8 protein-coding genes and 4 pseudogenes are annotated in these 16006 nt (G+C 58.1%); 3 read left to right on the top strand and 9 right to left on the bottom strand.

Features of this window, described 5'->3' with window-relative positions:
- Window positions 1–823 precede the first annotated feature (823 nt).
- The 3 genes from ACRQ5Q_RS10430 to ACRQ5Q_RS10420 all read right to left on the bottom strand — a co-directional run bounded on the left by ACRQ5Q_RS10430 (window position 824) and on the right by ACRQ5Q_RS10420 (window position 4130).
- Window positions 824–1348 carry a hypothetical protein gene (locus ACRQ5Q_RS10430; protein WP_439397538.1) on the bottom strand — a complete coding sequence of 175 codons (525 nt, stop codon included), beginning with the start codon at window positions 1346–1348 and terminating at the stop codon, window positions 824–826.
- Entirely contained in the window at window positions 1345–2613 is a 1269-nt protein-coding gene (locus ACRQ5Q_RS10425; protein ID WP_439397536.1) for a 3-isopropylmalate dehydratase large subunit, read from the bottom strand. Before ACRQ5Q_RS10425 ends, ACRQ5Q_RS10430 begins: the two co-directional genes overlap by 4 nt.
- 173 nt (window positions 2614–2786) lie before the next feature.
- Window positions 2787–4130, bottom strand: a complete 1344-nt coding sequence (locus tag ACRQ5Q_RS10420) for an MmgE/PrpD family protein (protein WP_439397534.1) — start codon at window positions 4128–4130, stop codon at window positions 2787–2789.
- A gap of 652 nt (window positions 4131–4782) precedes the next feature.
- Between ACRQ5Q_RS10420 and ACRQ5Q_RS10415 the strand changes: the two genes are divergently transcribed.
- Window positions 4783–5731 (top strand): IS630 family transposase gene (locus tag ACRQ5Q_RS10415; protein ID WP_439368321.1). Its coding sequence is split into 2 segments (ribosomal slippage): window positions 4783–5118 and window positions 5120–5731, totalling 948 coding nucleotides; the frame shifts between segments, so codons are not numbered across the junction.
- Between the two features lie 233 nt (window positions 5732–5964).
- Here the strand turns inward: ACRQ5Q_RS10415 and ACRQ5Q_RS10410 are convergent.
- From ACRQ5Q_RS10410 to ACRQ5Q_RS10395, 4 genes and pseudogenes are all read right to left on the bottom strand, one after another.
- Window positions 5965–6368 (bottom strand): annotated as a pseudogene (locus ACRQ5Q_RS10410) (IS5/IS1182 family transposase); the annotation flags it as partial.
- A gap of 36 nt (window positions 6369–6404) precedes the next feature.
- A pseudogene (locus ACRQ5Q_RS10405) lies at window positions 6405–6610 on the bottom strand (IS5/IS1182 family transposase); the annotation flags it as partial.
- A 442-nt stretch (window positions 6611–7052) separates the two neighbouring features.
- Window positions 7053–7937, bottom strand: coding sequence for an MBL fold metallo-hydrolase (locus tag ACRQ5Q_RS10400; protein WP_439397532.1), 885 nt, complete (start codon window positions 7935–7937; stop codon window positions 7053–7055).
- 75 nt (window positions 7938–8012) lie between these two features.
- On the bottom strand, window positions 8013–9005 hold the full coding sequence (locus ACRQ5Q_RS10395) for an aldo/keto reductase (RefSeq protein ID WP_439397530.1): 993 nt from the start codon (window positions 9003–9005) through the stop codon (window positions 8013–8015).
- Window positions 9006–9493: 488 nt separating this feature from the next.
- Between ACRQ5Q_RS10395 and ACRQ5Q_RS10390 the strand changes: the two genes are divergently transcribed.
- Together ACRQ5Q_RS10390 and ACRQ5Q_RS10385 are read left to right on the top strand one after the other, a co-directional pair.
- Window positions 9494–9766, top strand: coding sequence for a hypothetical protein (locus ACRQ5Q_RS10390; RefSeq protein ID WP_439397529.1), 273 nt, complete (start codon window positions 9494–9496; stop codon window positions 9764–9766).
- 1329 nt (window positions 9767–11095) lie between these two features.
- Window positions 11096–12750 (top strand): annotated as a pseudogene (locus tag ACRQ5Q_RS10385) (MFS transporter).
- A gap of 1025 nt (window positions 12751–13775) precedes the next feature.
- Here the strand turns inward: ACRQ5Q_RS10385 and ACRQ5Q_RS10380 are convergent.
- A pseudogene (locus ACRQ5Q_RS10380) lies at window positions 13776–14536 on the bottom strand (IS5 family transposase).
- A gap of 325 nt (window positions 14537–14861) precedes the next feature.
- A complete protein-coding gene (locus tag ACRQ5Q_RS10375; protein WP_439397461.1) occupies window positions 14862–15896 on the bottom strand; it encodes an IS110 family transposase in 1035 nt (344 codons plus the stop codon).
- Between the last annotated feature and the right edge of the window lie 110 nt (window positions 15897–16006).

Raw genomic sequence — 16006 nt, 5'->3', positions numbered from 1 at the left:
GGACGAGTGAGCCAATATCAGTGAAGGCACCAGCGTCACGCTCTCGCAAGCATAGTTCAACTATTTCCCAGCGCCATGCGTCAATATCTACTCGCATAAGCCAGTCCCTGTGGGAAAGGACCGACCAGTTCGGGAGGTCACTGACCCCCACGATGCGAAGTCGAGAAAGATCCGGATAGCCAGCTAGCATCTTCTGAGTGAAATGCTTGTCGAACGTGAGGATCCCCACCGGTCGAATGGTCGATTCAAGAGCATAGGGTAGAAGTTGCAAGGCGCTTAGCAATGTGGGCGTCATCGAGCGGACTGCCGATCGCGCATAGTACATATAGCCGCAATTTCCGACGATTAGATCGCAGTGTGGGGCCAACCGGTCGACGGCGTTCGCGACGGCTTCGACAGCGGCCGGCTTTCCTTCAAGCAGTCCAAAGCCCGTGGTACCGGGGGCGATAGCAAATGCTGTTGGGACGGGCCAAAAGTCCGGGTGCATAAAAAATCCGCTCGGTTCGTCCGGGGGTGTCGGCGGGTCCGTTAAAGGGATCAGGCAAGTCAATCGTATTGCGACAGTCAATGAAGTCTGTGCTGACGACACCAAGGCGCGCCCCCCCAGATTTTAACGACCGGATCATGGAGTCTCCTTTATACTAGTATCGCGTTGCCGTGATTGAGCCCTCAAAGAAGGTGCCCACAGATGGTCTTCTTTTCATTCGAGGCGGCACTCATGACAATGAGTTCTGCGATATTTAAAACCACGATGTCTCATTTAATTTGTGCGTGGTTGCAGATCGAATCGTCCATCACGCGTGGTGGGTCCAGCGAAATTCGTCTAGCTTTTGCTTCCGGCGGCAAGCCTCTGTATGGTGTAGGGCTTCAAACCTCCAGCTGCCAAAATCGAGAGGAAGACTTGCGGTGCGGGCCCCACGCTAATCGCCACCGCCCGGTTCAGGACCTTCCCCTTTCCCGTCCTGAGATCCAACTCCAGAAGATCGCCCGACTCCACCGTCGATGGAATGTCCCGGTACGCGATCGCTGGAATCCCTCGGTCGATGCACTCGCGCTGGAACTGCGGGTGAAAACTCTCGGCTACGAAACCGGCGATTCCCAACTCGCGGAATGCATCGATGTAATAGAAGTGATGTTTGCCTTGCCCCAAGCCCTTCCCCGCCACGAGCACGTCGCCAGGCTCGACTTGCCGAACCCGATGCGGATCGAGCTCTTCAAGAAAATGTCTGGCGAGTTTTGCCGGGTCGTTGGCGATACCCAGCATCTCGTACTTGGCGGGGAAGAAGTCATACACGCTGGCGTGGTCGCCGAATTTCCAGACCTTGCCTTTGAGCACCAGAGTGTTCATCCGAGATAGTCCCTTGGGTCGGTGATCTCTCCCGCAAGCGCCGAAGCGGCTACAACCGCTGCATTCGCGGCATAGATCTTCGCCTGGCTGCTTCCCATCCGCCCGGGATAGTTCTCGACGGAAGCAGTGATGCACGTCTCTCCATCGGCAAGCCGCAGCGGCGACATATTCCCCGCATCGCACGCTCCGCAGCCCGGTGATGTCACGGTCGCGCCCGCCCGCACAAGTGCTTGCAGCACGCCGTTCTCGTTGGCGTCCCGTAGCACCTTCGATGAAATCGGGGTCACGACGAGTCGTACATCAGGTGAAATCTTGCGTCCGTCCAGAATCTCCGCCGCGAGCTTAAGATCCTCCATCCTTCCACCTGAGCACGAACCGATATACGCTGCCTGGATCGTTGTCCCGCTCACCTCACTTAAGGGCTGAATCTTCGAAATGTCTCCAGGACCAGAAACCAAAGGTTCGAACGTAGACAAGTCGTATTCGTAGGACGCGGCGTACTCGGCATCCTGGTCTGGGGTCACGGTCTCGAACGGTCCCCTGGCCCTGGGCCTCACGTAGTCGAGAAGCTTCTGGTCCGCCTCGAACACCGAGGTCATGGCGCCGATGTGGTTCGAACCATTGGCAACACCCATGCGCACGTCGATAGGCAGTGACCGCAACCCCGGCCCACCGAACTCGAGCACACGGCTATCGGCCCGCCCCTGAAGGTCTTGGAGGAGCCGAAAATAGATGTCCTTTCCAAGTATTCCTTTGGGCATCTCTCCCGTCAGGATAATTCGGACGGACTCCGGCACGACCATCCAGATCTCGCCTGTCGCCAATGCCGGCCACGTCGAGAAGAGTCCTGCGATTGCGAAGCAGTTCAGCGCGCCCATCGTGGCGCCTTGCGTGTCCCCGGCGAGATAGAAGGTACCCGGCAAGACCCAACCCTCCTCGGCCGGTACCTGGTGGGACAGGCCGTGCCTGCCCACGTCGTAGATATTCTCCTTCGGTACGCCCAGATCCGCGGCGAACCTCCGAGAATCCTCGGCATCGCCCCACCACCGGATCACCCGCTCTTTGGCCGGAGGCGTGAAGTGGTCGAACGAGAAGACCACTTTCTTCGGATCCCATGGCTTCAGACCGTTTTCGACAATCCAGTCGTCGCGGAAGCCGTCGCTGATCGATATCAGATCGATCTTCGCGGTCACGACATCGCCTACGGAGACAGCGACTTTCCCGGAAGCCTTGGCAAGGAGTTTTTCGGTCAGCGTCTTGGACATGAGCGTTTCAGGCCGGTTGTGCCGGGTATGGGTTGATCAGGCCAGCGGTCACGCGTACCACCCGGCGCGGAAAATCGGTAGGCGCCACGCCCTTCACCTCCGCGGCGACCGAGATTGTCATGAGAGTCACACGGGCCCCGGTCATCTTCTCTCCTCCATGTATCTCGCCGCCATCACGACCCTCGGACAAGTTGCATGAGCCTGCTGATATCGGGGGCCGCCTCCAGGCTGCCGACATGTTCGAGCACTTCTCGCGTTCCGCTCCCGAGCCGCGGCGATGCGAGCCTTTCGAACATGGCCTCGATGTCCTTCTCCCACTCGTCGGTACGCGCGTCGGCAGAGCGCATGGTGACTGTCTGGCCGTTCCTCAGTGTGACTTCGAGGGCAATCGCATCACCTTCGGAGCCATCGACGCGCAAGGACATCTTCCTTGCGAGCCCTTCAATATCCGGATCGCCGCAGGCCTCCCGGTAATGACGAAATTCCCTGATCGGCTTCCCGAGCAGTGCGGAAACGGCGGTGAACTTTGCCGACATCTGCGCCTGTAACGCATTTCGATAGGGCGGCTCGTTCATCACCCCCGGCGTTTCGAGCCCATTCCACCCGCCCGCAGGTCGGGTGAGCGAGATACGTTCGATATCGGAAGGCACAAACCCTTCTGGCCGCTGCGAGCGGATCAGGAGCATCGTGCCCAGATTGACCATGCAGGCCGGAAATGGCTTGGTCTTCGCACCAAGCAGGGCAAGTTCCGCTGCTCCCTGGGTCAACGGACGGGCATCGTAGCGACCGCGAGCCAGTGTCGCGATGAAACCGTGCGGACCATCGATCGCGCCGGCAGAGGCTTCCCCCCCGGCCTCCGCGAGGGCAGCGGCGGTGATCCCCGCGCGCGCAACAAGGCCCGCCTGGAAATGAAGCTCCATCGTGCCGTCGGCCAAGGACGGGTAAATACCGCCTGCCATGTCTGCGGCAAGATTAAGCGCCGTTGCGAATCGGCCGATGTCAAGACGAGACAAGATCGACGCTGTGGCGGCCGCACCGAAGACGCCGATCGTCGGTAGCGCGCGAAATCCATTGGCATGAGTTGCCGCACCAACGGCGGTATGCATTCGCTGCGCCGCTTCGTAGCCGACGGCGATTGCGTTCAATACCTCAATTCCGGGCGATCGGCGCAACTCGCCGATCGCCAGTGCCACCGGGATAACGAACGTTCCAGGATGCCCACCCCCCCCACAGTCCGCCTGGGCGGTGACGTGGCTGCCAACGGCATTCACGAACGCCGCATCCGATGGGGACGCAGACGCGTTGCGGCCGATCAAAGTACACGGCCCGACGCTTGGATGGATAGAGCGAAATGCAACTCCCGACGCCGGCTCGTCCAACCCGTCGAACGTCACGCTCAACGCATCGAGGATGCGTTCCTTGGCAGCTTGCAGCGCGAGAGGACGCGATGCTTTTTTCACGGAACTCTGTAAGATCTCAGCAAAAGCGGTGGTGACGTCTGATTTCCTGGTCGGCACACGTCTCTCCTTGTTGAGTAAGCGCTCGCGACACTAGACCTAGGTACGGGTTAATAGACCTAGATACGCGGATACATGCGCGCTCACCTCTACGAGCCCGGGAGTGTCAACGAATTCAACGCCACACAGCCCTTTTACTAGCTAGTAGGGATACCACCGCACCTTAGGCTTTTTTGATCCAGGCCATCGCGTCGCTCTGGGCGACCTCTCGAAATGTCTGGGCAAGCGATGCTCCAAATTCTATTTGCTGGTTTGATCGGGGATCATCGTAACGTTCTTGCCTTATTATTATTGTTATTTTCTGGGATTTTTTGCTGGATTCCCGCGTCGTGAAGCATTTTCAGACGGATTTATGCAGATCGGTTTCTTTCTTAGTCGGGCTTTCTCCGTAAGGGCCCTGGAAATCCTGTCTTGTATCTGCCCGACGAGCTCTGGTGCTATTGAGGGTGTGAGCGAACCGCTGGAAGCTCCGTCAAGGTCGAGCCCGCTGGAGATCATCGACAGCTGTTTCTCGAACGAACTCGGGGAGGATGGGCAGAGCATGGTCCCTGCGCGCGGCTAGAGCGGTTCACGGATTTATTGAATCGGAAGGGATTCCGGGTCTGGGACGAATATGATTCAAGATGCTGGCTGGGCTGGAGGCCAGCATCCGATGGTCCGACCAATTTCCAACGATTTGCGTAAGCGTGCGGTATCCGCTGTTGCCAAAGGTGAGAGCTGCCGATCTGTGGCGGAACGGTTTGGCGTTGCTGTCTCGTCAGTTGTGAAGTGGTCACAGCGTTATCGAACGACCGGCTCGGTAGCGCCTGGCAAGATGGGTGGTCACCGCAAGCCTGTGCTTGATCCGCACCGCGCCTTCATCGTCGAGCGGATCACTCAGACGCCGCACCTGACGCTGCATGGTCTGAAGGCGGAACTGGCAGCCCGTGGGGTCAAGGTCTCACACAATGCGGTCTGGCTGTTCCTGCGCCGGGAAGGGCTGCGGTTCAAAAAAAACACTGTTCGCCCTCGAACAGGCTCGCGCCGACGTCTCTCGTAGGCGCTTGCGTTGGCGAGCCTGGCAGGCCGGGCTCGATCCGGGCCGGCTCGTCTTCATCGATGAGACCTGGATCAAGACCAACATGGCCCCTTTGCGAGGCTGGGGACCCAAAGGGGCGCGCCTGCGCGGCTTCGCTCCGCACGGTCACTGGCGTACCCTCACATTCCTCGGCGCGCTCCGCCATGACCAACTCACGGCACCCTGCGTCTTCGATGGCCCGATCAACGGTGAATGCTTCCGTGGTTACGTAAAGCACATTCTCCTGCCAACCCTGCGTGAAGGCGACATCGTCATTCTCGACAATCTCGGAAGCCATAAGTCGAAAGCCGTCAGGCAAATGATCAAGGCTGCTGGCGCCAGACTCTGGTACCTGCCGCCATACTCGCCCGACCTCAACCCAATCGAACAGGCCTTCTCCAAGATCAAACACTGGATGCGGCAAGCTCAGAAGCGCTCAATCGAGGAGACTTGGCGCCATATCGGTCACCTCGTCCAAGACATCCAGCCTCGCGAATGCGCCAACTACTTCGCCAGCGCCGGTTATGCTTCAATCAAAATGTGAAACGCTCTAACGGGATGTCCCGCAATGAGCCGCACTGGCTTCGACAAGGTAAAGCTGTGCGATCTGCCGGACCTCCCGGAATCGAGCACAGCGCTGTGGTTTTCGTCCGTGAACAAACGATCCGCTGTGACCAGATGGTGGCAATTCCCGGCGGATTGTAGATGGAGCAGGCGCGGCTATTGCCTGGGGATACCGCGATCAAGCCCTCAAAGCCGTGGCCTGAGAACGACGCTACGGCGCTGCTGCTGCGAGCGGATCGGGTGGCTAAGCTCAGCGGAAGGGTGAACGCCTCCTGCAGCGCAGGCTGGCCCCCGATCTTCCGGCGAATGCCGCAGATGATCCGGCCCAGCCGGCTTCGCAAGATACGCAACTGCCGCTGATGCCATCTGAACTGCTTGCATGGGCGTAGCGTCCTGCCATCATCGCGGCGGGCTTGGCCACGCGAGAATACGATTGCCGCTGATGGCGGCGTGCATCAACTTGGCATCGGTCGGAAAGGTGATGGCGCTTCGGCTGCACCGTGGTGTCCACAGCGACCCGGTGGAGGTCTTGGCCACGTACCCGCCGCCTCGTGAGCCACCCGCAGGCTCTTGGCCAGCAAAAGCTCCAGCTTGTCGCCGAGCCGCTTGCGGTCATGGACCGGCGGTCGTACCCCCCTCATCGGACAACCCGTAATGTGCTTGAGCAAAAGCCCAATCAAGAAGCGGGTCTTCGATCCCGGGCCGGCCGTTCTCGCTATAGCGCGATTTTGCCGTCGATCCAGTCCCAATCGACCTTGCCAGCGAGCAGAACCAGCTCCTGCTTCATGTTGATGATCTGGTCCAGCCGTGCCCCGAACAGATCGTTCGATTCCGTTGTCTTATGCTTCCTCGGCCGCATCGTTCCCCTCCGATGCAACACAGAATCATGGTCCGTCAATGAAAGAAAATCCATAAAACAAAATTGCACGGTTTGGGCTTCTCAAACTCCCAATCCCTGCAATCTCAAATGCCTCCGCATCCAAAAAACAGACTCCCGTACAATCGCTTAGAGGCTTGTTCACGGACGACACCAACGTCTCTTGCAGCTTCGCAGCCACAGCCAAAGTTAATCGGCCGCGTCGCAATGTATCAGTTCGGCGCCCGATGCAATCGTCGTGATGCCCGCACTCGTCCTGTGCCAGCTATGGCGCATGCTCGCCCGTCGAACCCCGCTCAATTCGGCTTCTTAACGCACGACTAATCCAGCCGCAGGCCTAGCTGTTCAACCACCGGGGCTCCTTCGGGCGCCCGGCCGAAATGGCTTGTTGCTCACAAAACCAACCTTTTACTGATGCTCCTTCTTAATCAGCGTCAAAGCGAAAACGGGCGTGGCCCGACTCGCTGACCACGTGGCCTGCCGTGGGCGAAGGAAAATGGGCTGGCAATAGTTTCGTCGACGTATCGATGCAGCGGGCAATCAGGTCTCGTAGCACCTGGATCCCCGCCTCGCGGTCAAGGGCATGAATAAAATCTGGGCGCGCGAGCTGGATCGGGTGATGGATGGCGTCGCCGGAGAAGATCGCATCCTGGGACCCAGATCGGAGGTAGAGCCCGCAGTGATGTTTGGTGTGACCGTACAGGGGCATATACCGAATTTCGTCCGGCATCTCGTTCTCGAAGCCGTGGGTATCTTCCACGAACGTCGCAAGGCCGTGCTCGACTATAGGTAAGACGCTTTCGGTCCAAGGCTGTTTCCTGCTCGGTTGCGTGCTGCCCGTTTCAATGGCGTTGCGCCAAAACTCGAATTCGCCTTTGCTGATCAGGTATCGGGCGTTAGGGAATGTGGGCACCCATTTACCATTCTGTAGCCGCGTGTTCCAGCCGACATGATCGGCGTGCAGGTGCGAACACATGACGTAGTCGACCTGTTCTGGAAGAACGCCTGCTCGCGCAAGGTTCTCGATGAAGAGGGTCCGCAATCGATGCCAGGGTGTGCTTGGAGCCTCCTTGTCGTTGCCGCAGCATGTATCGAATAGGATGGTGTGGTGTCGCGTGCGTATCAGATACGCATGCGAAAGAAGTTTCAATTTGCGCGTTTCCGGTTCCACGAGACGGGGCCCCAGCCAGTGCTCATGTTTCGCAACGTCTTCCGGCGTCACGCCAGGGAACAACCAGCCCGGATCGACCGAAAATTCGAGCTCGTTGATGGAGTCGACGCGGAAGTCGCCGAAGATTTGAGTCTTCATACCACAGTGCCTTTTCGCTCAGTAACGCCATGATCTCGCCGTTCTGAAATCCGAACCGCACAAACCTTTCGACATTTAGAGCCTGAGCTGCGCCAGCTTCGACGGTACATATCGCGGCCCATGCGTGCCGCCGACGGGCGCGGCTTCCTCAATGGTCAAGAGATCCTCTTTTGTTAGCCTGAGATTTGGAGATTCGGCGCTGTCGCGCATCGTCTCACGCCGTTTGACTCCAGGAATCGGCACCACGTCGTCGCCTTTGGCCAAAAGCCAAGCGAGCGCCACCTGAGCAATCGTGACGCCATGTTTAGCCGCCACCATTGCGACCGCGTCGACGATCCTAAGATTGTGAGGGAGATTCTCGGCGGAGAAGCGTGGGTCCTCACGGCGACGATCATTCGGAGGCAAATCGTCTAGGCTGCGAATATCCCCAGTCAGGAACCCGCGTCCGAGCGGGCAATACGGGACGAATGCGATTCCAAGTTCGCGACAGGTCGGCAGGATGTCCCTTTCAATGTCCCGCTCCCAAATGGAATATTCGCTTTGTAGCGCCGATATCGGATGTATCTTGGCCGCCCGACGAACCGTCGCGGCGGCGGCTTCGCACAATCCGAGAAATCGGACTTTGCCCTCCTTCACCAGTTCAGCCATCCCGCCGATCGTTTCCTCAATCGGGACTTTGGGATCGACGCGATGTTGATAAAATAGATCGATTGTGTCGATGCCGAGCCGTGTCAGCGAGGCCTCGCAAGCCCGACGGGCATTCTCCGGACTGCCGTCAACGCCAACAGACTTTGAGCCGTCCCAGCGATCGCCGAATTTGGTCGCGATGACAAGTCCGGCGCGCTTTCCCTTAATCGCATGACCAAGCAGCATTTCGTTCTGAAAGGGCCCATAGGCGTCGGCGGTATCGAACAGAGTGATACCACGATCTATCGCTTCGTGTATTGTGCGTACAGACTCATCGTCATCAGCATACCCATAGGTAAAATTGCCATTGCGGATCATGGGAGCGCAACCGATGCCGATGGCCGAAACCCTCAACCCTAGACCCAAGCTGCGATATTTCACTCCGCTCTCTCAATCTTTCCGTCGCAACGGCTTCCTACGAATCAATAACCCGGGCGACCTGCTGGTTCTTGTGAGCTGATGGCCGAACCAGAGACTATTGTATTGTTGCGCATATTTTTGTTGTTTTCCGGCCTTCCTCGCAGTAAATCCGCTCTATTTCGGGCGCAAGGTAACGTTTTCGCCACGCTCCAGGCCAGCGGAAGCCAAGTTCATTGCTAAGCGCAGGCCGCCGACCCCGTTGCGAACGAAGCGATGCCAGGGCAGCTGCTCCAGGAGCTCGCCGATGGCCGGTGCAGCCGGCGATCTTGATGATGACGTCTGCTAGATTACGTAGTCTTCGTGATCGATGTCTTTTGTTTGCAGCTCTACGATAAAGGCCGAGCTGTACCGTATGATCGGCGCGTCGCTGCGGCGTGAGAAGGCACTGAGTTCGCCCGCACCAGGTTCGGCGTTATGCGAGTCGGCCGAACTGAAGAGCGGCTGCTTTCATGCTGACCAACGAATTCCAAGAACCCCTTCGGCGCACCGAAGGCAATTTCATCATCGGACTTGCCGCCGAAGTGAGATGGCACCGCGCCGTTCGACGGCGTGGTGACGGCGCGCGATACCGATGTCGGCGCGCTGATCAACGCCGGCGGCGGCTCGGGCTCTTCGACAAGATCGAGGAAGTCACTGACTCAGTTGTCCATTGCGATGCGTCAGCACGGATCGCAGAGTTCTTGGCGAAGCCGGACACCTTGGCTATCAGCCTCCACTATTAACGTGGCCAATCACACCACATTGTAGGGGGCAACGAAGGCGAAAGCCCATCCCAACCGATCAAATCACCGCCGCAAAGCTGGGTTCTCTGGTGCCGGGCGTCATGGCTCCCCGACGCGCCTGCGGATGCGCCGGCTCACGGTATAGCCGCCGTACAGGTTAGTTCTCGCAGAGCTGCGGTCGCTGGCGTTCTGCGCCACAAGCGATCGAAGCATGAGGGTCGTTCGAACGTTTCTGGCCATGGAAGTGCTTCCCAGCACGGCCGTTCCGGATTTTGTTCTCGGGAGCAGCTCCGGCTAATTCGGGGGCTTTAGGAATTGAGCCGCTCAAGGCGGCAACGAGACGCCAACGCCTCGACGATTTGTTGGCCGCATGAAGGCGGCCTTTAGGTTGCGCTTTCGTTCCCTAGACTTGGTCAGGTGGATTGCCCTCTTACCTTTAATGTACTTGATCGCTTGCGAACAGCTTATGTGGATGGGATCGAGGTCACCATTAAACGTGATCCGGCATCAAATCACCTTCCTCGGCTCTGCTCTCCTTCTGCATCTTAAGTCTACGGAACACCTCCCCGAGATGCTGCGTCGGCTCGCTGTAGTGCGTCTTCGCGGCATTTGGGAATGAGCACGACGTGGTATTTCGATTTCCACTTGCTGTGATTTAGGGGCTGATAATAATTGATCGCGAAAATGGCGGTGTTCCGTTTGAGAATTGACAGCGCCCGTTCCACTTTCGTCAGGCGGTTTTTCGTCGCGTGTGCGCATAGAAATGCAAAAAACACGCACCATTTTCCGTCTACAATTATGTTTCCAGATTTCTAGGCTGAAGAGCTCTTCAAATCGCTGTTCAAAAGAGATCAAGATTTAGCGAGATCGCTTCGAGCGTCGTTTGAACATGACCTGCGAGCCTCAACCTTCCCGGCTCGATGCTGCTGCTCATGTTGTTAAGCCTGTTGATTCCGATAAATTGCATTGCCGGACAAGATCACCGCGGTTTCTGTCAGAATTGAGCGCGCCGCGCGCAAGAAAGAGCAAAAAGGAAAGAACAACACGGTAGATAGTCTGGGAAAGTGCTGTCGTTCTGGCTAACATTAGAGGCTGCAATAATTCGGTAACAAGGCTATCGTGGAAATTGCAGGACGAAAGAGGAAGCTTCGCGTGGCGTGAAGTTGGCCGTCTTGGCTGAGCTAGCTCGTGCGGGAGTTTAAGGCCTCATACCAGTTTGCGCAAAGTTATCGGACTAGAAAAAATGCTTGTCTGTTGCTGACGACACACTTCTTTGCACTACCATTGTTGAGTCCAAAAGAAGACAGCGCAGGCGTTCCGAAAGTCGAGATGACTGATCCGTCCCATTCAAAGACGTCGAGCGTCGACTTCTTCATCACCGCACCGCTTCGCTATGCCACCTTCCGAAACATCTGGCTGGCAGGCTTATTCTCTAATCTGGGCATAATGGTCCAGGGCGTCGGCGCCGCCTGGGCAATGACCGAAATGACGCCATCAGCCAACGAAGTGGCGCTGGTGCAGACGGCTTTGCTGCTTCCTGTAGTGCTGATCGCGATGCCCGCTGGCGCCATTGCAGACATGCACGATTGTCGGGTTGTTACGCTAGTCTCGCTAGGCATTGCGTTCGTCGGCGCATCCTTCCTGACGATGCTCACATGGCTTGGCTTGGTCACACCGAACATTTACTAGCACTCTGTTTTGCCCTCGGCACCAGTATGGCGCTGATAGGGCCCGCGCGGCAATCCTCGGTGCGCGAGTTGGTCCCAATGGAAGTTCTGCCTGCGGCGGTGGCATTGAACAGCATCAGCTATAACATCGCACGCAGCATCGGTCCGGCCATCGGCGGAATCGTGGTGGCTGCATGGGGCGCGATGGCCGCGTTCGCGCTCAACGCCTTGCTCTATTTGCCGCTGATGCTCGCCCTCTCCCTGTGGAAACGCATCTCCAAGCCATCGCGGCTGCCGCCCGAAAAGCTCAACCGCGCCATCGTTTCGGGAGTGCGCTACATCGTTAATTCGCCAGCGACCAGAATCGTGCTCACTCGTTCAATAGCGACAGGCCTAATCGGCGGCGCTATTACAGCGCTGATGCCGCTGGTAGCGCGGGATCTCCTGCATGGCAGCGCGCAAACTTATGGCATCATGCTCAGTGCTTTTGGCTTGGGCGCAGTGATCGGTTCGCTTTTCATCAACGAGCTGTGCAAACGGATGAGCGGCGAAGCTGCGATCCGAGCCTGCTCGCTATCGATGGGCGGGGCGGTTACTGCAGTGGCGCTTAGCCGCGACCCGGTATTGACGGCAACCGCGCTGGTCTCGGCAGGTGCGGTGTGGATGATGGCGTGGGTGCTCTTCAGCATTGGCGTGCAACTAGCGGCCCCGCGCTGGGTAGCTGGGCGCGCCGTCGCCGCTTATCAAACAGCGAGCTCGGGCGCCATAGCTGTTGGTAGCTGGGCATGGGGCCAACTGACCGATGCTGTGGGGGTTGAAATGGCACTCCTAATCTCGGCCGCCCTGATGGTCGCCTCACCGGTTCTAGGGCTCTGGCTGAAGATGCCCCCGATTATTGCGCGAGAAGACGATGGCGAGGCGCTGGCCGTCCCCACGGTGCGGCTTCCGCTCAGTGGGCGGAGCGGGCCGCTTGTTGTCGAGATCGAATATCGCGTTGCGCAAGACAAAGCGCGCCCATTTCACAATCTGATGCAGGAGGTGCAAATGTTCCGGAAACGCAACGGCGCTTATGCGTGGTCGATCGCGCGCGACATCGCTAATCCCGAACTGTGGACGGAGCGCTTTCATTGCCCGACTTGGCTAGATTATTTGCGCCAGCGCAACCGCTCGACGCTCTCGGAGCGTGACCTGGACCGTCAGGCGATGGCGTACCATATTGGTCCTGAGCCTGTGCGGGTCCGCCGCATGCTTGAGCAACCCTTCCGATCTGTGCGCGGGAAGCACGACGGGCCTGATCGCATTTCTAACGAAGTTTAGGCCATCGATTTCAAGCATAGCGAAGCGCATCAACAGACACCCAGATCCAAAATCTGAGATCTGCTTCAAAAGGCTGTGCCGGGTAGTAGATACTCACGCGATTGCGCAGGTCATGAGCAAAAAGCTGGGCGCGATTGGACTGGGATTGGCTTGGTCCCGCGAGCGGGGACAAGGACAACTTGGCAAGTCAAACAAGATTGTTGTCTGTGCAGCCTGCTCACGGCTGGCGCTCTCGCCGCGATCCGCTATTCCAATGTAATCGCGTATGTCCGGTGATGCCTCGCCGTCCTCGCCCCTTGACCGCGATTCAGAAGTGAGCGGTGACGCGTCCGAACTCCGCCATGGACCTGGCTCTGAGCCGCTGGCGTCAGAAGAGAGTCTGCTGTCCATTTTGGTAAAGCGCGTCCCTCCCTCAGGGGTCACGACGATGGCTTCGCTGAACGACATGCTATTCGCCGACGTGTACATCGAAAAAGACTGATTTTGCTCCATCTCCCATTCGCTATTGGGCGGAATGCGCGGACGAGATCACTGCTGCGCGAGGAGGGCAGAAGCAAGCTAATAAGCGGTGATATTAGTATAGCTGTCACGCAATCCAGCAGCCAAGATGTCGCACGATTCGGTCGACATCCTTTGCACATGCCTATCGCAACACCGAACAACATTGCCAGCAATAATGTTGCCGAGTCCCATCAGGATGTCCGCACCGTGAGGTATTGTCCCGTAATAGATCGCTCAATTAACTGCTCTCAGCAACCAGAGCTCGAGCTCAACGACCAAGGTTGCCGACGCTCGTGGCGTATGCTCAGATGCTCTTGTGGAGCAAGCCATTGACGTCCCGCTCGACGGCCAACGTAGCATCGATGTGCTTGACTGTTGGGCCGCTATCCACACTCCTGAGCTATGTCAGATCAGAGAATTTTCGCCCCCCCTCGGTGTCCAGCGCGCAGCCTCCAAATCAAGGGCCGCTCTTGCGTGGTCTCGTAGACTTGCCAAAATCAGCCGGACTGCATTAGGGCTCGGACTCAATTGATCCAATAGGCAACGATGGCGGCGAGATGGACGGCAGCCAAGAAGTTCCTGGCTAGTTTGTCGTAGCGAGTTGCGACACGCCTGAAATCCTTGAGGCGGCAGAAACAGCGCTCGATAACGTTGCGCCCCTTGTAGGCGCGTTTGCTGAAGCTGTGGAGAGTGACCCTGTTGGATTTGTTTGGAATGACGGGCTTGGCACCACGATCGACGATTTCGGCTCGAAAGCCGTCGCCGTCGTACCCTTTGTCGCCAATGAGGGCAGACATGGGTGGCGCGAGTTCCAAAAGGGCTGGCGCTGCGGCAATATCAGCGTCCTGGCCTGGAGTGAGATGAAATGCGCAAGGTCGGCAGTCAGGGTCGCTCAGCGCGTGGATTTTCGTGGTCCGCCCGCCGCGCGATCGGCCGATCGCTTGTTCATGCTCCCCCCTTTTCCGCCGCTCGCCGAGCGATGCGCTTTGATCGTGGTGGAGTCGATGGACAAAGTCACGCCGTCTTTGCCGCAGCGGGCGAGCGCTTCAAAGATCGCCCGCCAATGTCCGCGCTTGGCCCAGCGATTGAAACGATTGTAGATCGTCGTGTACGGACCATAGTCGGGCGGGCAATCGCGCCAGCGTGCGCCGCACTGAAGCATGTGAATGATACCGCTGATGACGCGTCGATCGTCATCGCGCACCGGTCCGGTCTGGTTCGTTGGCAGATGCGGCTCTATCAGAGCCCATTGCTTGTCGTTGAGCCAGAACAGTCCTTTGCGCATCGAAGTCCCCCGCGTGGAATCAACCCGCTGCGAGGGAATCACAGTTCGCTAATTAGGTACAGACCCTTCTGTAATGGGCCCGATGATGTCAAGCCTCCCGAGTGAACGCCACGCCGCCGAGCTCATGCTTCTGTTCGTGGTCGACGCCTGGCCGCCACATCATGCTGTCAGAGGGAGCGGTAGAGCCTATCTAGATACGCGTGGTTCGTCGGACGACGGCCACTGGGTGTGTAACGGCTTCACCGCATCCACCGTCCCGGCGACGGGACTTCGGGCACCGGGCTTCAGTTCATCCCGGTTGCGTTCTCGATCTCCTCCACGTCTTCTATGCTGCGATTGAGCCCGCTTCGGCCCATCGGTAAGTCGTGCCATCGACCCAGATCCGATGCAGGATCACTGCGAGCTTGCGTGCCAAGGCGACCTTTGCGCGCTTCGAGCCTCTCCGCTTGGCGACGTCCATCCCCCAGCGTTTGAGTTTTGAGAACCGCGTGATGCGCGATAACAGAACGTTGGCGGCTTCATACAAGGCCGTCCGCACCGTCTCATCGCCGGCCAGCGTGATTCCGCCCGTGACGTCCTTTTCTCCCGATTGATATTTCTTTGGCGTGAGCCCGAACAGCGCGCCTGCTGCCTTTGACTTTACAATGCGATGAGGATCATCAATCGCCGATTTGTAGGTGATGGCCACCAGGGGGCCAACGCCTGGTACTGTCATAAGCCGGCGGCAGACTGCATCATCACGCACAATTGCCAGCACAGCCTTGTGTAGTCTTCCGTATTCTGCCTTCAGGGCCGATCGTGCCGAAAGCATCGCACCAGCAATGCGCTCCAATGTCGCCTGGCCTGCAACCAACTCTCGAATCCGCGCTTCAAAATTCCTTCGCGTCACCGGGCCAACCTTCAGACCGAAGCCGCGCAAAATCCCTCGGATACTTAATTCTACATCGATCAGCCGCCCGAGAAGCTGTTTGCGTGCGATCAGGAGTGCCCGGATCTCTTGCGCATCAACCGACTTTGCGTGTACCTGCCGAAACCATCCCATCCGGATCAACTGGGCGATCCCGCGGGCATCCTTGCGATCCGTCTTGACCGTCATTGCAGATAATGCGGCCTTCACGTGCCGCGTTTCCAGCAGAACTGTTTCAAATCCTGCACCTTTCAGGCCTGCATGCAGCCATTGCGACAGCGGCCCAGCCTCCAGCCCGATCCGCTTCACTGCAAAGCCGAGCGTCTCAAAAAAGTCAACTAAGGCGTCGGGTTCGCTTGCGACCTTCGCTTCCTTCAGGATCTTACCCTGGGCGTCCACAACACACACGCTCGACAGTTCCAATGACACGTCGATTCCGGCATAATTCTCCACGGCTGTCCTCCGTCTCCAGATGCTTGGGGCCGACTCAAGTCGTGACCCCGTTTCATCATCTATCGGGGGACAGCCACCATCATGACCCCTTGCTCCGGAGCCGGGCCCAT

Source organism: Bradyrhizobium sp. PMVTL-01 (assembly GCF_051861855.1).
Classification (GTDB): domain Bacteria; phylum Pseudomonadota; class Alphaproteobacteria; order Rhizobiales; family Xanthobacteraceae; genus Bradyrhizobium.
This window is presented reverse-complemented; position numbering and strand designations above follow the sequence as displayed.